Source organism: Methanoregula sp., from assembly GCF_028679125.1.
Classification (GTDB): domain Archaea; phylum Halobacteriota; class Methanomicrobia; order Methanomicrobiales; family Methanospirillaceae; genus Methanoregula.
Genome location: NZ_JAJRCG010000009.1, coordinates 57,694 through 77,008, shown reverse-complemented (window position 1 = coordinate 77,008; position 19,315 = coordinate 57,694). Strand labels below are relative to the sequence as shown.

Sequence of the window (19,315 nt, the reverse complement as noted above, 5' to 3'; positions counted from 1 at the left end):
AACACAAAAAATATATCCCCACTCTTGCGCCGCCAGTCCCCCGAGGGGGACGGGGCGCAGTGCGATGCCTCGGCATTACCTTAATTGGGTGTACATACAGGTACAGGTAATACGCGCAACCGGGGGATGCCCGATCAGCGGGGGCAGATTCTTGCCGGGGCCCCTAAGAGCGGCAATGAAAATTTTATTTCAGGTTTATCGCACTTTTGGTGGATGTTACACAATCACCAAAAAAAAGGTTAGTTCTTCCCGGGCTCCGGGACAGACGCTGCATCGGGCAGGTTCCGGAAGCTCACTTCCAGGACCCCGTTCCTGAACGACTTCTGCATCGATGCCGCATCAACCGGGGGCAGGTCTGCGGTCGTGTGATAATGATGCTCCGCATCCCCGGCATCAATGATCAGTGTGCTCCCCTTCACATCAAGCCGGATCATCTCATCGGTTACACCGGGGAGCTCGGTGATCACCTTGGTCTCATTGCCAATCCGGTGGATCTCGGCAAATGGTTCGCTGGCTGCCCGTGATGCGGGGGCAGGGATCTCCTGCATCCTTCCGGGGGCTCTGTCATTGCTGATAACGATCCGGTACTCATATACCTCCGGGTTACCGGTCATAAATTCCTGATTCATACGAGCGAAGAGCCGGGCGAACATCTCATCCATCTCTTCGAACATATCCATTGGATCTCCGTTCATATCTCTCACCTCGTTTTAACCTCGTTGGTTGTTCTATGCTTTCTCCAGGTTCTTCTCAAGCGACTCGGTCATTTTCGCAATTGCCGCAAGATCCTTCTTCCGTGCATAGACGGCATTATGCAATTCCCCGATCTGCTTGTCATCAGATTTCTTATGGGCCATGCCGGCCTGGCGGATCAGCACGACTGCCTTCTCCAGGATGGCACGCTGGTCCTGGTTGTAGAGCATTGCCCATGCCTGCCGCTCGGACATCTCTATTGCATCCCTGTCAAGGGATCCCTTCACCCGGAGGATTGCTGCATCGAAATGAGCTTTTGTCAGCATCACGTTCTTTATCGCATCCTTGCGTTCCTGCTCGGTCCTCCCGCCCATCTGTATGATGAAGTCGCGCATAGACGCCATCTTAGCCTCGCGGACAAGCGCCTCGATGTCGGCCCCGACATAGCCTTCCGTCTGGGCCACCAGTGCACCGATATCCACATCCTTTGCAAGGATGCTGCCCGTCTCGCCGCCGAGGTACACCTCGAAGATCTTCTTCCGGCTCTCCTCATCCGGGGCGGGGACGTAGATGTGGCGTTCGAGCCGGCCCGGGCGGAGCAGGGCATCGTCCAGCATATCCGGCCGGTTGGTGGCCGCGATAATGGTGACATTTTTCAGTTCCTCCATACCGTCCAGTTCGGTCAGGATCTGGGAGACCACGCTCTCGGTGACATGCGAGGAGCCCTGGTAGCTCCCGCGCTTGGGCACCAGCGCATCGACCTCGTCGAAGAAGATGATCGACGGGGATGCCTGCCGGGCCTTCCTGAAGATCTCCCGTACCCCCTTTTCAGATTCACCTACCCACTTTGAGAGCAGTTCAGGACCTTTCACCGAGATGAAGTTGCACTCGCTCTCATTGGCCACGGCCTTGGCGAGCAGGGTCTTGCCGGTCCCGGGCGGACCGAACATCAGGATTCCTTTCGGGGCCTTTGCGTGTAATCTGTCGAAGACATCCGGGTACTTGAGCGGCCATTCCACGGCCTCTTTTAATTCCTGTTTTACCTCCTCAAGCCCGCCAACATGATTCCAGGTGACATCAGGCACCTCCACCAGAACCTCGCGCATTGCGGAGGGCTCCACGTGTTTGCGGGCCTCGGAAAAGTCCTCGTTCGTCACCCTCAGCGCATCGAGCACTTCGTTGGGGATATCCTCGTCGATCTTGATCTGCGGGATCACCTTCCTCAGCGCATGCATTGCCGCCTCTTTCACGAGAAGGGCGATATCCGCGCCGACAAAGCCGTGGGTGACATTGGCGAATTCGTCGATCTTCACATCGTCTGCAAGCGGGACACCACGGGTGTGCACCTGGAAGATCTCCAGCCGGCCTTTCTTGTCCGGGATACCGATCTCGATCTCCCGATCGAACCGGCCGCCGCGCCGGAGGGCCGGGTCAATGGAGTCCGGGAGGTTGGTTGCCGCTATGACAATGACCTGGCCCCGGCCTTTCAGGCCGTCCATGAGTGCCAGCAGCTGGGCGACAACGCGCCGTTCAACTTCTCCCTGTACTTCTGCACGCTTCGGCGCGATCGCATCGATCTCATCGATGAAGATGATGGAAGGCGCGTTCTGCTCTGCTTCCTCAAATTTCTCGCGGAGCCCTTTCTCGCTCTCGCCATAGTACTTGCTCATGATCTCCGGGCCGGAGAGGGTGATGAAGTGGGCGTCCACCTCGTTTGCCACGGCTTTTGCAATCAGGGTTTTTCCGGTACCCGGGGGACCGTAGAGCAGTACGCCCTTGGGCGGCTGGATGCCCAGGCGTTCGAAGATCTCCGGGTGACGGAGCGGGAGCTCGATCATCTCACGCACGAGCTGGAGTTCGCGGCCAAGACCCCCGATATCCTCGTAGTGGATATCGGACATCTCCTGTTTGCCCTCTTCGGGTTTGTAGGCCTCTTCCTTGAGCTCGATCTCGGTGTCATCAGTAACAATGACCATGCCCTTGGGGGCAACTTTGGTGATGATGAGGGTAATGGAATTCCCGATCACGTCAACGCGGACAGCCTGGCCTTCGATCACCGGCCGCCCGCGCAATACCCGCGAGAGGTATTGCTCACCTCCCACAAGACGTATCGGCTGGGTGGGCTGGACAACGATCTTCTTTGCGTACTCTGCCTCGGATTTGCAGATCCGGACCTTCTCGTCAATGCCGGTACCGGCGTTCCCGCGAATGTTCCCGTCAATACGGAGCAATGCAAACCCGGTATCCTGGGCAAATCCCGGCCAGACGATTGCTGCGGCCTTCTTCTTGCCCTGGATCTCGATCACATCACCGGAAACCAGCCCGAGTTTCTTCATCACCTCGATACTGAGCCGCGCAATACCCCGGCCGGTATCATCATGCGCTGCTTCCTTTACCGTAACTTCGAAATAATTCACTTCTGTCATCGTAAAACACCTCGTTTGTTCAAGGTTTACCATTAGTTAGTGCAATATTATATATAAACATTCCGAGAGATGCAAAGACCGTTTCTACAAAAAGAAAGGGAGTGGCGGGAAGATTGCCATGTGGCTAAGAGAGATTTACAGAACAAAATAATCTGCGTTATTCCAATTCAACTTTACTTGTCCACTTAACAAGCCAGATTTAGTCCAGAATTGAAAAACCGAGCCTTTATCTGGTCTTTACCGAAACCAGTATAGTATGAGTATTGTCGCAGATGCCAAGCGCGGCATCGTCACTGAAGAGATGAAGATCGTTGCAAAGCAGGAAGGAGTCACCGAAGACTTCGTCCGGCGCAGCGTTGCCGAAGGGCATATCGTTATCCCGGTCTCCCCCTATCGCAAGGTGAAGATCTGCGGTATCGGCGAAGGGCTCCGCACCAAGGTGAATGCCTCTATCGGGACTTCCACTGATATCGTCGATATCCCCCAGGAGATCGAGAAGGCGCGGCAGGCAGAACTCGCCGGTGCAGACACCCTCATGGAACTCTCAACGGGCGGGGACTTCCAGGAGATCCGCCGGCAGATCATAGCAAATACCACGCTCAGTGTCGGCTGCGTTCCCCTGTACCAGGCATTCATTGAAGCGGCACAGAAAGACGGCGCTGTCGTGAACATGAAAGAGGATGACCTCTTCCGCATCACGGCAGAACAGGCAAAACTCGGCACCAACTTCATGGCCATCCACACCGGCATCAACTGGGAGACGGTCAAGCGCCTGAAGAACCAGGGGCGCCATGCAGGGCTTGTCTCCCGGGGAGGGGCGTTCATGACCGCGTGGATGCTCCACAACGAGAAGGAGAACCCGCTCTACGCCGAGTTCGACTATCTCCTTGAGATCATGAAGGAGCACGAGGTCACCCTCTCGATGGGCAACGGCATGCGGGCCGGCGCAATCCACGACGCCACCGACCGGGCCGGGATCCAGGAACTGCTCATCAACGCAGAACTCGCAGACAAGGCGCACGAGCAGAACGTCCAGGTGATTGTCGAAGGCCCGGGCCACGTGCCGATCGACGAGATCGCAACCAACGTCCAGCTGATGAAGAAGGTCACCAACAACAAGCCGTTCTACATGCTCGGCCCCATTGTGACCGATATCGCCCCGGGTTACGACGACCGGGTTGCCGCCATCGGCGCTGCCATCTCCTCCTCGCTGGGTGCGGACTTCATCTGCTACGTCACCCCTGCCGAACACCTTGCCCTGCCAACACCGGAAGAGGTATACGAAGGCGTCATGAGTTCCCGTATCGCAGCGCATGTCGGCGACATGATCAAGCTGAAGAAGACCCGTGCAGCCGACCTCGAGATGGGACACGCACGCCGCGACCTTGACTGGGGACGCCAGTTCGCGGTTGCCATGAACCCTGCCCGGGCAAAGAAGATCCGCGACGAGCGCATGCCTGCCGATACTGACGGGTGCACGATGTGCGGCGATTATTGCGCAATCAAGATCGTCAACCGCCACTTCAAGTTCTGATTAACATCTCTTTTTTACCACGCACATTTTTGGATTGCATCGCGATTTATTTCGGAATCCTGCAACCGGTTTCTGTTTGGATCTCAATACCCTCAAATAACCACGATAATAAATAATCGGGTACGGTGATCGTATCAGGATCAATTTCGGCGGCTTTGTTCCCCTTTCAACAATAGACTGGCGGGGACGTGCCGTCTGCACGATCTTTTTGCGGGGATGCCCCCTGCGGTGCTCCTACTGCCAGAACGAGGCCATCCAGACAGGAGAGGATTATCGCGACCTCGATGAGGTGACGGAGATGATCGCCTCATCGGCCCCCTTTGTCAGCGGCATCGTGATCTCCGGGGGGGAACCCACGCTCCAGCGCGATGCTGTCATCGCACTCGCCCGGTATGCGAGAACACTAGACATGAAAGTCGCGATCCAGACCAACGGCCTCTTCCCGGACACGCTGGACAGTCTCATCCAGGAGCGCCTGGTGGACCGGATCGCCATTGATTATAAGACGCGATGGGAGGGGTTCTCCGGCATACAGGGCGGATACCGTACGCTCCCTGTTGCGAACTATGAGAAGAACCTCAAACAGTCGATTGGCATCTGCAAAAAAGCATCGCGGGACGATATTCTCTCTGAACTGGAGATTGTCATCACGGCATTTTACGAGAACGCGGACTATATCGGGAAGATCTCTTCGGAGATCGGGACCACCCCGCTCGTCCTCCAACAGGGCGAGCACAAGATCATCCGGATGCGCGAGACTGCACCAGATATGACCAATGGGGAATATATCTGTAAACAACGAAATCTTCAGGAGAACCATCCTCCCCTGACTCTGGCAGAGCTCAAAACCATTGCCGATGACCTGGGGAGGACAGTGCGGATTCGGACACGGGAGATTGGTGAAATATCCTATGAGAGTGATTGGCGTCGTCGGGATGCCCGCAAGCGGAAAAGGTGAATTCTCCCGGATAGCACAGGAAACGGGTATTCCTGTCATTGTCATGGGCGACATGATACGGAGAGCCGTACAGGATGCAGGGCTTATACCCAATGATGCGAACTTCGGGGCAACGGCCAACCGGCTCCGGGCCGAGCGGGGCATGGATGCAATCGCCCGGCTCTGTATTCCCGAGATCCAGAAACAATCCACCCCCCTTGTTCTCGTGGACGGCATACGGGGGGATACGGAAGTTGCGCTCTTCCGGAAAAACTTCCCCGGCTTCACCCTGATCAGCATCGAGTCCTCATTTGAGAAACGGCTTGCACGGATCGCCGCACGCGCACGGTCGGATGATTTCACCACCGCCGATGCCCTGCACAACCGGGATACGAGGGAACTGGGCTGGGGTCTTGGCAATGCCCTCAAAGAAGCAGACGTTCACCTTGAGAACGAGGGGACGCTGGCGGAATTTTCTGACGCTGTCCAGCATCTCCTGCTCCGGTTGCGGGGGGACTCATGAGTTTCTCCGTTTATTTCTCCTCATCGGCCAAGGTCTGGGACGATATCGCATGGGTGTACGGTATCGAAGAGGCCGGGTATACCGGCTGGGAGATCGTCAGCGACGGCAATTACCGGCTGGAGAACAAGGATTGTTTCCGGAAGGTGCAGGATGTACTGGCAACCACAAACCTTGGTGCCTCGGTTCATGCACCCTACGGGGATCTGAACCTTGCCACCCTCAACGATCCCATATGGAGGGAATCGATCCGCCAGATCTGCAGTTGTATTGAACACGCTGCTCCGCTGACCGACCGGGTCACCATCCACCCGGGCTACATCTCGCCCGTTGGCAAGATGATGCCGGAGAAGGTCTGGGCACTCCAGAAAGAGGCGCTTCGCCAGATCGGCAGGTGCGCCACCGAACACGGCGTGCTGGCCTGCCTCGAGAACATGATCAGTTTCAAGGAATTCCTCTGCCGGGCCCCTGAAGAGCTGATGGGCATGACCGAAGGCATCGAAGGCACCGGGATGACCTTCGACTTCGGGCACGCGAACACCACCGGGCATGTCAACGATTTCCTCCGGTATGTTGACAAAGCCAGCCACATCCATATCCACGACAACCACGGCATGTCGGACGAACACCTTGCACTCGGCGAAGGCACGATACCCTGGGAGAAGGTTGGCAAAGAGATCTCCTCACGGTATAAAGACCGTCGTATTGTTGTTGAAGGTCGATCGGTTGAGGAGGCAAAGAAGAGCCTTGCCGTGTTCCGGAGGTATTTCCTGTGACACGAACGGTGAGTGGCAAACCAGGGGGGCATCTGATATGAGCGGCGAGACCATGCATGTCTATTTCCTCGGCACTGCCGGGGCGCTTCCCACGCCGACCCGCAATCCTCCCTGCATCATGGTGCGGCGGGGTTCGGACACCCTGCTCTTTGACTGCGGCGAGGGCGCCCAGCAGCAGATGATGCGGGCGCGGTGCGGGTTCACCATCAATGCCATCTTCGTCTCCCACTGGCACGCCGATCATTTCCTCGGCATCTTCGGCCTTGTGCAGACCATGTCGTTCAATGGCCGGACAGAACCCCTTACCATTTACGGTCCGGAATGGGTGCACGAGTTTGTCAAGACGCTCCGCCACGTGGCACGGTTCAACCTCAAGTTCCCCATGGATTCCGTTGAACTGGGACCCGGATCATGGGCCCGGTTCGAAGGATATACCGTCACGGCCTTTGGCGTGAAACACGGCCTCCCGGCCCTCGGGTATGTGCTGGAAGAAGATCCCCGCCCGGGCAGGTTCAACCGGGAACAGGCCATAGCCCTTGGCGTGCCACCCGGCCCGCTCTTCGGGAGACTCCAGCGGGGAGAAGCAGTTACCGTCAAAAACGGCGATGTGGTCGCTGAAGTCCGGCCGGAGCAGGTCATGGGATCTGCCCGTCCGGGTCGGAAGATCGTCTATACCGGGGATACCCGGGCCATCCACCCGGCAATTATGGATATTGCTCACGATGCCGATCTCCTGATCCATGACGCCACGTATGACGAGTCTGAAGTGGCCCGGGCAGCGGAATTCTATCATGCCACGGCTGCGCAGGCCGGGGAGGCAGCAACGGCCCTCAATGCAAAGACACTCGTCCTTGTCCACACCAGCTCCCGCTACACGGACAGCCAGGCGCATATGCATGATGCACAGGGCAAATACTCCGGAAAGATCGTTATCCCGAACGATCTGGACATGATCGAGATCCCGTTCCGGGACTGACCGCCCGCTTTTTACCCTTCTCTTTTTTGCAGATAACAAGTAAATTAAACCCCCTCGCACCCATGATGATCATATAAATCATTCATGTCCGCGGAGCGTTGACGATACCATACCATATCGCAACAATATGTCCGTACGCTGTGTGTGGTGAGAGGAAACTATGAGCGATACCAATTCTGACGATGTCCTCGTGTACAGGCTCGGCAATGGCTGTGACCTTGCCGACATCGAGGAAGGAAACGTATACCAGGGAAAAGTCCAGGGGTTTGCCAATTTCGGCATGTTCGTGCAGCTCAACGACCGGATCAAGGGTCTTGTGCACAAGAGCAACATCAAAGCCGAACACAATGAACGCGACTCCATCCTTGTCCGCGTCCGGCAGATACGGCCGAACGGCAATATCGATCTCGAGGAGATCCAGATCCAGGTCTACCAGGTGCAGAACCTTGATCGGAAATCAACAACCGTCCGGATAGCCGACCTGGCCTCCAAGATCGGGAAGACCGTTGCCATTGAAGGCGAAGTTGCCCAGATCAAGCAGACCAGCGGCCCGACCATCTTCACCATTGTCGATGAGACCGGGACCCAGAATGCGGCAGCCTTCGTGGAGGCCGGCGTCCGGGCATTCCCGGAAGTCGAGCTGGAGAACATCGTCCAGGTTGTTGGCGAAGTGATGCGGCGGAACAACCAGTTACAAATCGAGGTAGACTCAATATCCGTCCTGAATGGCGATGACTCAGCTGCTGTCAGGGACAGGATCGAGAAAGCCCTCGATGCCCGCTCTGAGCCGGAAGATATTCCCCTCCTTGTGAAGAGCGAGGTCATGGAGAAACTCCGCCCCGAGATGAAGAAGGTGGCAAAGATCATCCGTAAGGCGGTCTTCACCTCCCAGCCCATCATCCTCCGCCACCATGCGGATGCTGACGGCATCTGCTCCGCGGTTGCGATCGAGCAGGCCGTTGTCTCCCTGATCCGGGAGTCCGGCGGGGACTTCGATGCCGATTACTTCCTCTTCAAGCGTGCTCCCTCAAAAGCACCGTTCTACGAGATCGAGGATATCACCCGCGACCTTGACTTCTCCTTGAAGGACCATGTCCGGTTCGGGCAGAAGATGCCCCTTGTTCTCCTGACCGATAACGGGTCAACCGAAGAGGACGAGCCATCCTACAAGATCGCAAGCGTATACGATATCCCGTTCATAGTTGTCGACCACCACCACCCGGATGCAACGATCGACAAGTACCTGCTCGCCCACGTCAACCCCTACCATGTTGGCGGCGATTTCGGGATCACGGCCGGCATGCTGGGAACGGAAGTGGCCCGGCTGATCAACCCGAAGGTCGAATCCCTTATCCGCCACCTGCCGGCGATTGCCGGTTTCGGGGACCGGAGCGAAGCCCCCGAACGGGCACTCTTCCTCAACCTCATCAAAGACCAGTACTCGGAACAGGATTGCAAGGACATCGCACTGGCCCTGGACTACGAACAGTTCTGGCTCCGGTTCAATGACGGCCGCGAGATCATCAAGGACATCCTGAATATCACCGGCAATACCGAGCGCCACAAGAAACTGATCGCCCTCCTTGTTGAGGGAGCAAACACGATGATCGAGGACCAGATGAGCGCCTCCATGCCCCACGTGGTCTCCCGCGTGCTTTCCAATGATGCGCATCTCTTCCTTCTCGATGTTGAGATTCATGCCCACAAGTTCACGTTCCCCCCGCCCGGGAAGACCAGCGGGGAAGTACATGACCGGCTCTGCCGGCAGAATGCAGGAAAACCGGTGGTCACCATCGGATTTGGCCCGGATTTTGCCGTGCTCCGCTCACGGGGTGTGCTCATGAATATCCCGAAGATGGTTCGTGAACTCCGCGTCGAACTCCCGGGCGGCGGGATCAGCGGTGGCGGACACCTGGTCGTGGGCAGTATAAAATTCGTGGAGGGCATGCGTGATGTCGTGCTTGAAGCTCTCATCAGCAAGATCGCCGATGCATCCACCCAGCAGCAGGGTTGATCCCCTTTTTTTTAAGAATTCAACAGATTCTTCCCCGGAATTGGAAAAAATACCCGCATTTCGCCCAGAATAAATCGCAGCACCCGGCGGGCAGAATATAGTCTTTCTGGTTGAAATTTCGACCGGGTAAAAAAAACAAGACCGAATTTATCCTAACCGAAATAGATACTTATATATAGGAATTAATTCATATGTGTTTTTAATGCTGAGGCATAACATGTCAACAACCAAAAAACTACGTGAGACGTACAACGAGACCCAGCACAAGATCGTCTCCTATCTCAGTTCAGGCCTTACCAAAGGCAAACACTACTTCAAATCAAAATACATTGCCAAAGACCTTGGCCTCTCGCCAAAAGAGGTAGGAACGAACATGGCCATCCTTTCTGAAATCTGTAAGGAGATGGATATCATCCGGTGGAGTTATTCCAACAGCACTACCTGGATGGTCACCACGCGTGCCATCTGATCAAATCTCATTTATTCCCTTTTTATCATGACGAAAGTTCTTGAATTCGAATCAGAAGTAGAATTCGTTGCAAATATCAACGAGCAGAAAGACTGCCTGATGTCGCAGGACCCGACACAGGATGACCCCGGGGCACTCTGGTTTAACATCGACATCCCCAAGGGACATATCCTGAAAGGCGGCGATCGCGTCCGCGTCACCGTTGAAAAACTCTGACCTGAAAAACGGGGGAAAATCCGGGTCACACGCTCGGATCCGCAACTATCCTGTTTTATACCGGCTGTAATAATCCCGGGGGGTCTCCAGATCGATCTGGTAACTGTCGATATATGCGGTTGTAATGATCATATATACTTCCGCTCCGGATGTTTCAACAACCCGGTACATGCTTCCCCGGTTCAGGATCTCCTCCCCGTCAATGACCGTCCCATTATTTGCATAACACAGGACCATCTGGAAATTCCCGTACTGGGGAGTACGGTTTGCAATAACCGTGGTATTGAGCACCCAGACCGGATACGGAACACGGAACTTCTGGGTCAGACCACCCCGCGTCTCATTGATAAATGCAAAGGTCACCATTTCCCTGCTTCGGAGTGCAAGGTCACCGGCGCCAAAAGTCCTCATATTGTCCGGCATCTTGAACCGGGGGTAGGTGAACGGGCTGCTGTTATAAAAGATCCGGTAGGGCGGTGCGATGGTTGCTTCCGGTGTTGGAGTAACCGTAGGAACCGGCGTCGGGGGAATAATCGGCGTCACGGTGACGGTAGAGACTGTGGTAACCACGGGTGCCGGTGACGGGGTTCCCGGTGCAAGAGAAAGACCCGACAGGTAATGCGGGTTTGCCACAACAGCTATCACGAGTACCAGGACCACGCCGACAACCAGGGTAAGAAGATCTCCTTTTTCCACATGTAGTACTGGGAGTAAGCGTAAAAAAACATGACGTTATACTTCCGCAAGCAGTTTACCGGTCTTTTTATCGATATCTTCTTTTTATAAAAAACAGGAAAACATCCGCAAACGGGCAAATATCACACCATTCAGGAGCAAATCCAGACCTGCCCGGTAATCCCGCTGTTCAGGGCCGGATACATTATTATCCTCTCTCGTGAAAATTGATGGGTATGGAAGTGCCAGGGCTTCGCACATGGGTAATATTCTACCTTATCTCATTTGTCGTCCTGCTCTGGGCAGCGTTCCTCTCTTCACAAGGCATCATGCTCTGGGTGAGCCTTTTTCTGGTTCTTATCATTATCGGGATAAATCTCGTCACGGTCATGAACCAGCTCAAAGCCCATACCGCACGACAGGAACTCCAGCGGAACCTCACCAAGGATTTCCAGCGCGCTGCTCCCGGTGAAGAGACTCAAGAGAGAAAATTATGATCTTCCCCTTCAGGGAAAGGAGAATTATTCCTTTTTCATGAATATTTTATGCACAGAATTGCTGGGCACAAACAGGTTTTCGACCTGTCTCCCGAGATACTCTGTCTTTCCCATGATGTAGTACCCATCGGTGACCAGGGCATCATGGAAGAGCCGTGCAAGATCATCTTTCTGGTTTTCCGTAAAGTAGATCGTGACATTCCGGCAGGTCACGAGATCGAGCCAGCGCGAGATGGGCGTGCCACCCATCAGGTCATGAGGCCTAAAACGGATGAGCTCTTTTAAGTGCGGTTTTGCCTGGTAGGTGCCATCCGGAAGCTTGGTGAAGTGACGGTGGATCTGCGATTCGGAGAGCTTCACCATCGCTTTCTGGGAATAGATGCCCTCCTGGGCCTTTGCCAGCACCACCTTGTCAATATCGGTTGCAAATATCTGGGCTGCAAGCGTCTTGTCCTGGATCAGGAAGTCGTGGAGAATCATGGCGATCGAGTACGGCTCCTCGCCGGTTGAGCAGCCGGCACACCAGATCCGGAGTCGCTTGCGTTTTGAGAAGAGATCCGGCAGGACATCCTTTCTCAGGCACTCGTACACATCGTTGTCGCGGAAGAACTCCGTGACATTGATCGTGAGGGCGTTCCGGAGCGCCTCGTACTCCGCCGGATTTGTCTTGAGGTACCGGAGGTACTCCTCATAATTGGTGGAATTCGTTGACCGCATCCGTGAGAGCAGCCGGCGCTTGATATAATCTTCCTTGTAATTGTTACACTGGATCTTCAGCGTCTGTTCGATATGCCGTTTTAATGCATCAAAATCATCCATCAGAATCCCCGTTGACGTGTCTGTTGTTTTTTTATAGGTACCTGTGATCATCCGGACCGGGTGATTTTCCCCCGGATTATTAAATCCGGTTACTGATATTTGAAACAGTCCCGTCAGTTGAGACGGAACTTTTTCATATCCGTTCTGCAGCGCTCTGCCATTGCCGCAAGTTCTTCGGAGGCACAGGCAATCTCGTCGGTTGAAGAACTCGTCTCTTCAGCAAGTGCTGCCATTTCCTCCATACGCTGCTGGTTCTCCTTGGTCAGCGAACTGAATGATTCTACCCCCATCATCAGCTGGTTGGTAGCCTTGGCCTGGTCTTCAGTCGCCTTGGTGATCTCTCCCACACCGGCTGATACGATAGTGGATTCCGATACAATCCGGTTGAGCGAGTCAACTGTTTTGTTCACACTGTCGATACCGCTCTTGATCTCCTCAAACGACTGCTTCATAGACGTCGAGGTCTGTTCGCTCTGCGCCTGGATGGAACGGATGAGCGTCTCGATCTGGCCGCTCGCCTTCTTGGATTCACCGGCAAGGTTCTTCACTTCACCGGCAACAACCGCAAAACCCCGGCCGTGTTCGCCGGCCCGGGCCGCTTCGATCGCAGCATTGAGGGCCAGCAGGTTGGTCTGGTTGGCGATATCCGCAATAAGATTAACAATTTTTGAGATCTGGCGCATCTGATCATTGAGCGCAATAATCTCGTCCACGCTCTGCTTGGAGATCTTCTCCACGATCTGCATCTTGCTGGTCGCAAGTTTGCCAATCCCGGCAGCGTCCGCCCCCTCCTTGGAAGCCTGTTCCGCATGGGTCATGACATCATGAGACGTGCTCGCGATCTGTTCGATAGATGCGGAGATCTCGGAGACCTCGTTGGAGATCTTCTGGATGCTGTCAATCTGCGTTTTTGCATTGTCCGCGGATTTCTGGCTTGAGAGTGCAACCTGCTCCGTTGCTTTTGCGATCTCTTCTGTACTCTTGATGGTTTCCTTGATTGTACCATCGAGCCGGCTGATGGCATCGACAAGGCCGGTTAAAACCGTGTAGATCGCTTCTGCGGCAGAATTGTAATCGACCTTCAGTCTGATGAGGGGATCGGCTTCGTCAATGCTCACGCGATAAGTGAGGTCCCCCGCTGCGATCTGTGCGAGCGCTGTCTGCAATTCCGCGGCACTGACCGTGAGCAGCTCGGCATTGGATTTTGCCGCATCCATCATCTCCCGGATCTTTACTTCCTGCCCGCGCTGCTGCGTTACATCATTATACACGCAAAGAATGCTCGTGAGATCTCCTTTCGCGTCCTGGATCGGGATACCATATTGTTCAAGGATCCGCATCCCTGAGGGGAACTCGATGGTAACCTCACCGAAACACCGTTTCTTCTCATTGATGACTTTCTTTAAGCCGTCACCTTTCTGGCTGGAGATATGGAAATCCTTGGCACTCATGCCGATGAGCCGTTCCTTCGGGATACCCGAGAGCTGGATATAAGCCTCGTTCACCATGAAGATCTTAAACGAGGTATCCATCAGCATGATGGGCATCGGGTTCTGTTTGATGATGATATCGGAACGCTGTTTGAGGGTGGCGACCTCATCCATCTTCTTCTGGAGATCCTGCTGGCTCTTCTGCTGGCTCGCAACCATTGCATTGATCTCATCGAGTTTCCTGCGATCTTCCGTGATATCATTGTACACGATCAGGATACTGGAAATACTCCCGCCCGCATCCTGGATGGGAATACCGTACTGCTGGAGCCTCCGTATGCCTGACGGGAACTCCACCAGCACCTCCCCTTTGGAGCGTTGCCGGTCACTGATCACCCGTTTCAGACCTTCCCCGGTCTGTTCAAGGATCCTGAAATCGCGCAGGTTCATCTTCAGGAGATCGTTCCGCTTGATCCCGCTGAACGTGATATAGGCCTCGTTCACGACACGGATGTTGAATGCCTTGTCAACAAGGAGGATTGGCATCGGGTTCTGCTGGACAATAGTCTCGGAGCGGTGACGGAGCTGCTCAATCTCGTCATTCTTTTTCTTCTGCGCAGTCACATCCCAGTAGACAAAGAGCAGGGACGAAACTGATCCATCATCCCCGATCATGGGAAGAGCGTACTGTTCCAGAACATGCAGACCTGAGGGCAGTTCAACAACAACTTCGCCAAACGAGCGGCGTTTTTCTGTGAGTGCGATCTTTGCGCCCTCCCCGGTCTGGGAACTGAGCCGGAATGAGGAGAGGCTGGTGTTCACCAACTCCTCTTTTTGCAGGCCGCTCATCTGGACATACGCATCGTTGGCCCCGGTGATAACAAATGACGGCGTGGTGACCAGCATCGGGACGGGGTTCCGGTCAACCATCGTTTCAAGACTGCTCCTCAGTTCGCGGATGATCGCTTCATACTGAGCTGACTCTCTGCTGAAATCCGCCACCGGCACCGCAGGTGCCGCTGGCTCGGACACTTCCCGGGGCATGGGCGATTCGGCAGGTTGTGGCAGCGGAGAGATCCGGTCGGCCTTCAGTTTTTCAAAGGCTGCATTCACCGCACCGATGAGCGTGGCATATTCGGTTCCGAACTTCACGGCATCCAGAGGGTTTACCTCTCTTCCAGCCACGGCTGATGAGAGACCTGCTGCGATCTCCTCATTCAGCTGGCGGACATGCTCGGCAATCTCTTCTGTTGATCCTGATGGTTCCGGCGACGATGGCGGGGTTACCGCTCCGCTGAAAAGGGCTTTTCTTCCTGGTCGTTCTGTCAAATCAATGCCACCCCCGTATTTTGAAAAATCATCTGTACCTTCCAGTACCTGATAACTACAAATTCGTGAAGGATTATTTCTCTACGAGATCTTTTATGACCTTCTCCATGTCGATCCAGATAATGAGGTTCTTTTTTGTTTCATCCTGATCTTCAGCCTTCATCTTGATGATCCCTTTTACAAATGACGAGAACTCGGATGAAAAGCCCTGGCCGATCTTATCCACATCTGCCTCGGAGATCTGGATGACACTGCTCACATCATCGACAATGATACCAATATTGCTCCCGCCGGCCGCTTCAGGAACCAGGACGATAATCTTCTGGTTGTTCCGGATCTCCTGGTCCGGAAGGCCAAGCAGCGTATTGAGATTCATAATATTGGTAATCTCACCACGGAGGTTGATGACCCCGGAGATGTAAGCAGGGGCGCGGGGAATCGGGGTGATGGGGATCATCTCCACGATCTCCCGCGCCAGCTGGATGTCGAGGGCATACCTCTCGCCACCCAGTTCGAATTCTACGATATCAACTGTTGCCGCCACGATTCACCTCAGCTTGAACTGTCCCATTAACTTCTTTAGTCTTTCGGCCATTGAAGTAAGTTCCGCTGCCGCACTGGCAATCTCTTCGGTAGATGCGCTGGTTTCTTCAGCGAGTGCGGCCATGTCTTCCATCCGTTCCTGGTTCTCACGGGTGATCGTGCGGGTGGTCTCCATACCTTCCATGACCCGGGTGGTGGCGTTGGCCTGCTCTTCAGTGGCCTTGGTGATCTCGGTCACACCCTGCGCAACAATATTTGATTCGGAGGTGATCTGGTTGAGTGCCTCGATGGTCTTGTTTACGCTCTCGATACCCGACTGGATCTCATGATACGAGCTCTTGATGGCATCAGCGGTCTTGTTGCTGTTGTCCTGGATGGATCCAATGAGCTCCCCGATCTGGTTTGTTGCACTCTTGGATTCTCCTGCAAGGTTACGCACTTCACCGGCAACAACCGCAAATCCGCGCCCGTGTTCACCGGCCCGGGCCGCTTCAATGGCAGCATTCAGCGCAAGCAGGTTGGTCTGGCTGGAGATATCCGCAATCATCTTGACGATATTGGAGATCTCCTTCATCCGATCGTTCAGGGCATTGATCTCCGTGACACTCTCCCCGGAGATCTGCTCCACCATCTTCATCTTTGTAGTGGCGGTCTTCCCGAGTTCGGCAGCATGGTTGCCTTCCTTCGCTGCCTTCTGGGAATGCTCCATCAGGGTGTGCGTAGTGCTGGCAATCTCCTCAATCGATGCCGAGAGATCCGATACTTCCTTGCCGACTTTCTCGATCCCGTCGAGCTGGTTCTTTGAGCCTTCAACTGACTTCTGGGTCTGGACGGCCACCTGTTCCGTAGACTTGGTGATCTCGGCGGTACTCCGGCCCGTATCCTTCATGGTGGCTTCCATCTGGGCTACTGCCTTCTCCAGTTCGAGGATTACCGTCCGGATCGAATCAATGGCCTTATTGAAATCGGTCTTGAGTGCACCCAGCGGATCTCCCTCATGGACATCGGCATGCACACGGAGGTCTCCCTGTGCCATCAGGTTCATGGATTTGCCCAGGTCGCTCGCACTCCGGGAAAGGAGTTCGGACTGCTTCTGTGAACTGTCCATCAGCTGCTTGATCTCTTCCATCTTCAGGTGAGCGTCGGTATAATCAACCCAGACATAGAATGCACCGTCGATCTCTCCGGCCTCATCAAGAATCGGGATCGCATTAAGGGTGAGATATTTCTTCACTCCGTCAGGGAACGTGACCAGCGCCTCGGTAATTGCCAGGCGTTTTGTCGTGAAACAGGCATAGAAGTCTTCCCCCGAAAGAACGGTGATATTGAAGTCATAGAGCTTCTTCTTCATCAGCTCTTCGTTGGTTCCCCGCCATGCAATCTCATATTGCTTATTGATGGAGATCCGGCTCTTATCCTTCCGGAGCACGGCAATCGCAAGCGGGTTGCTCTGGATCATGGTATCGACGCGGTATTCCATCTTCTTGACAGCGTCCATCTTCTCGTGGAGATCCGTGTAATCCACCCAGACATAGAACGCACCATCAATCTCACCGGCATTATCGAGAATCGGGATCGCGTAGAGCGTGAGGTAACTCCTGACGCCATCCGGGAACTTGACCATCGCTTCTGTTACGGCAAGTTTCCTGGTCTCAAAACAGGCATAGAAATGCTCGCCGGACAGAACCGTGATGTCGAAGTCATAGAGCTTCTTCTTCATCAGCTCTTCATTGGTTCCCCGCCATGCTTTCTCATACTGTTTGTTGATCGAGATCCGGCTCTTGTCCTTCCGAAGCACGGCAATTGCAAGCGGGTTGTCCCGGATCATCGTATCGACGCGGTGCTCCATCTCCTTTACGGCATCCATCTTCTCGTGGAGATCCGTGTAATCCACCCAGACGTAGAACGCACCATCAATCTCGCCGGCATCATCAAGGATAGGGATCGCGTAGAGCGTGAGGTAACTCTTGACGCCATCCGGGAACTTGACCATCGCTTCTGTTACGGCAAGTTTCTTGGTCTCGAAACAGGCATAGAAATGCTCACCGGACAGAACCGTGATGTCGAAGTCGTAGAGCTTCTTCTTCATCAACTCTTCGTTGGTTCCCCGCCATGCGATCTCATATTGTTTATTGATGGAGATCCGGCTCTTATCTTTCCGGAGTACTGCGATTGCCAGGGGATTGTCCCGGATCATCACATCGGATTTTCGTTTGGTATCCGCAGCTTCTGAAAGATTGTCAATTGCACGGTTTATCTGCTGTGCAAGTGATCGTAATTCGGGGTCAACACTCCGTTCATCGATCTTCTTTGAAAAATCGCCTTTATTCGCTCGTGCAAGAATTGCCTCTAACTCGTTCAATTCCATTGTATCACGTCGTCCATTATGGTCTTGTAAGCCGCACCTGCACTACTATCCGGTGCAAAATGAGAGATCGGAAGTCCCCGTTTCTGTGCTTCATAAATGAGGGGAGAGTACGGCACGGTATATACCGTCCGGAACAGCCTCTTGATCTCAACGAGCATCGAGAGCAACCGTTCGTGTTCGGCTTTCTGTTCGTCAGCCGTCCGGATTTCCTCCGGTGTCGGCGCGGGTGTTTTGTAAAAGAGATCCCGCAGATACAGGAAGATATCCTTTTTCTCCGGAGTCTCATTAGGGGAGACAGAAGAGGCTCCACCCTCACCCCACCGGGTGACGATGGCAATATCCGGCTGGATTTCCCTGCCCAGATCCTCTTTCATGTCCCCAAAGATGGTTGATAATGTCGACACCCCGTCTAGGGCAAAGGTTCCGGAATCAAGGGTAACGATGACGCGATCGGACGCAAAGAGACCATTGATTACCAGCTGCCCCATGCTCGGGGGTGTATCCACAAAGATGAAGTCATACTGATCCTTAAGTGGAGCAAGCGCTGCCTTGAGGATGCCGGCACGCCCTTCCCTGCGGTAAAGGCAGGGATCGGCACCAACAAGATCCAGGTGCGACGGGGCGAGATCGATTCCCGACGGGGTTTTCCGGATGATATCCGACATTTTTGTCTCGGGAAACTCCTCAAAGCCGCTCAGGAACACATCATACATATTCCTGCCCGCTGACTGGGTACTGTACCCCAGACCGGCGGTAGCGTTTGCCTGCGGATCACAATCTACAACAAGGACCTTTTTCCCAGCCTTAACTAAGAAACCGGCAATGTTAAGACAGGAAGTGGTCTTGCCAGTGCCACCCTTGTGGTGGGAAAAAGTAATGACGGGTATGATATCACCTGATTGTGATTTTAATATACCATACTATAATAAGATATGGATTTTTTTTGAATGTCAATTACGCATTTTTTTAAATATTCACTAAAGATTTTGCTTTTTTATACATAATTGACACGATTCGCATGACACTATACTTTTTATCATTCTTGTGATATGGTTTTTTCCCCGTGTATCCGGTGGTATTCCATGTTGACTTG

General features: G+C 54.2%; 17 protein-coding genes. 9 read left to right on the top strand and 8 right to left on the bottom strand.

All coding sequences use genetic code 11. The features are described 5' to 3' along the window. Positions 1-239 precede the first annotated feature (239 nt). On the bottom strand, positions 240-695 hold the full coding sequence (locus tag LUQ43_RS08030) for an Hsp20/alpha crystallin family protein (protein ID WP_299966072.1): 456 nt from the start codon (positions 693-695) through the stop codon (positions 240-242). A gap of 33 nt (positions 696-728) precedes the next feature. Beyond that, positions 729-3,119, bottom strand: a complete 2,391-nt coding sequence (locus LUQ43_RS08025; RefSeq protein ID WP_299966070.1) for a CDC48 family AAA ATPase — start codon at positions 3,117-3,119, stop codon at positions 729-731. Positions 3,120-3,375: 256 nt separating this feature from the next. Between LUQ43_RS08025 and thiC the strand changes: the two genes are divergently transcribed. From thiC to LUQ43_RS07985, 8 genes are all read left to right on the top strand, one after another. Beyond that, on the top strand, positions 3,376-4,653 hold the full coding sequence (gene thiC, locus LUQ43_RS08020) for a phosphomethylpyrimidine synthase ThiC (protein WP_299966069.1): 1,278 nt from the start codon (positions 3,376-3,378) through the stop codon (positions 4,651-4,653). A 112-nt stretch (positions 4,654-4,765) separates the two neighbouring features. Next, positions 4,766-5,611, top strand: coding sequence for an anaerobic ribonucleoside-triphosphate reductase activating protein (locus LUQ43_RS08015; protein ID WP_299966130.1), 846 nt, complete (start codon positions 4,766-4,768; stop codon positions 5,609-5,611). Further along, positions 5,565-6,113: an AAA family ATPase gene (locus LUQ43_RS08010; RefSeq protein ID WP_299966067.1), complete on the top strand. Its 549-nt coding sequence runs from the start codon at positions 5,565-5,567 to the stop codon at positions 6,111-6,113. The genes LUQ43_RS08015 and LUQ43_RS08010 overlap by 47 nt, the downstream gene beginning before the upstream one ends. After that, positions 6,110-6,886 carry a sugar phosphate isomerase/epimerase family protein gene (locus LUQ43_RS08005; RefSeq protein ID WP_299966065.1) on the top strand — a complete coding sequence of 259 codons (777 nt, stop codon included), beginning with the start codon at positions 6,110-6,112 and terminating at the stop codon, positions 6,884-6,886. The genes LUQ43_RS08010 and LUQ43_RS08005 overlap by 4 nt, the downstream gene beginning before the upstream one ends. Positions 6,887-6,923: 37 nt before the next feature. Then, positions 6,924-7,862, top strand: coding sequence for a ribonuclease Z (rnz, locus tag LUQ43_RS08000; RefSeq protein WP_299966063.1), 939 nt, complete (start codon positions 6,924-6,926; stop codon positions 7,860-7,862). Positions 7,863-8,022: 160 nt separating this feature from the next. Next, positions 8,023-9,876: a DHH family phosphoesterase gene (locus LUQ43_RS07995; RefSeq protein WP_299966061.1), complete on the top strand. Its 1,854-nt coding sequence runs from the start codon at positions 8,023-8,025 to the stop codon at positions 9,874-9,876. Positions 9,877-10,093: 217 nt separating this feature from the next. Continuing rightward, positions 10,094-10,345, top strand: coding sequence for a hypothetical protein (locus tag LUQ43_RS07990; RefSeq protein WP_299966059.1), 252 nt, complete (start codon positions 10,094-10,096; stop codon positions 10,343-10,345). Positions 10,346-10,372: 27 nt separating this feature from the next. Beyond that, a complete protein-coding gene (locus LUQ43_RS07985) occupies positions 10,373-10,561 on the top strand; it encodes a hypothetical protein (RefSeq protein WP_299966057.1) in 189 nt (62 codons plus the stop codon). Positions 10,562-10,606: 45 nt separating this feature from the next. On the opposite strand, the gene LUQ43_RS07980 is transcribed toward LUQ43_RS07985, so the two are convergent. Then, positions 10,607-11,257 (bottom strand): hypothetical protein, encoded by a 651-nt coding sequence (locus tag LUQ43_RS07980; protein ID WP_299966054.1) that lies wholly within the window; start codon positions 11,255-11,257, stop codon positions 10,607-10,609. Positions 11,258-11,472: 215 nt separating this feature from the next. Between LUQ43_RS07980 and LUQ43_RS07975 the strand changes: the two genes are divergently transcribed. Continuing rightward, positions 11,473-11,733 (top strand): hypothetical protein, encoded by a 261-nt coding sequence (locus LUQ43_RS07975; protein ID WP_299966051.1) that lies wholly within the window; start codon positions 11,473-11,475, stop codon positions 11,731-11,733. A gap of 24 nt (positions 11,734-11,757) precedes the next feature. On the opposite strand, the gene LUQ43_RS07970 is transcribed toward LUQ43_RS07975, so the two are convergent. The 5 genes from LUQ43_RS07970 to LUQ43_RS07950 all read right to left on the bottom strand — a co-directional run bounded on the left by LUQ43_RS07970 (position 11,758) and on the right by LUQ43_RS07950 (position 19,100). Beyond that, positions 11,758-12,552 carry a protein-glutamate O-methyltransferase CheR gene (locus tag LUQ43_RS07970; RefSeq protein ID WP_299966049.1) on the bottom strand — a complete coding sequence of 265 codons (795 nt, stop codon included), beginning with the start codon at positions 12,550-12,552 and terminating at the stop codon, positions 11,758-11,760. 113 nt (positions 12,553-12,665) lie between these two features. Next, on the bottom strand, positions 12,666-15,311 hold the full coding sequence (locus LUQ43_RS07965) for a methyl-accepting chemotaxis protein (protein WP_299966046.1): 2,646 nt from the start codon (positions 15,309-15,311) through the stop codon (positions 12,666-12,668). A gap of 73 nt (positions 15,312-15,384) precedes the next feature. Further along, positions 15,385-15,855: a chemotaxis protein CheW gene (locus LUQ43_RS07960; protein WP_299966043.1), complete on the bottom strand. Its 471-nt coding sequence runs from the start codon at positions 15,853-15,855 to the stop codon at positions 15,385-15,387. A gap of 3 nt (positions 15,856-15,858) precedes the next feature. After that, a complete protein-coding gene (locus LUQ43_RS07955; protein ID WP_299966040.1) occupies positions 15,859-18,222 on the bottom strand; it encodes a methyl-accepting chemotaxis protein in 2,364 nt (787 codons plus the stop codon). After that, positions 18,213-19,100, bottom strand: a complete 888-nt coding sequence (locus LUQ43_RS07950) for an AAA family ATPase (protein WP_363318506.1) — start codon at positions 19,098-19,100, stop codon at positions 18,213-18,215. The genes LUQ43_RS07955 and LUQ43_RS07950 overlap by 10 nt, the downstream gene beginning before the upstream one ends. Between the last annotated feature and the right edge of the window lie 215 nt (positions 19,101-19,315).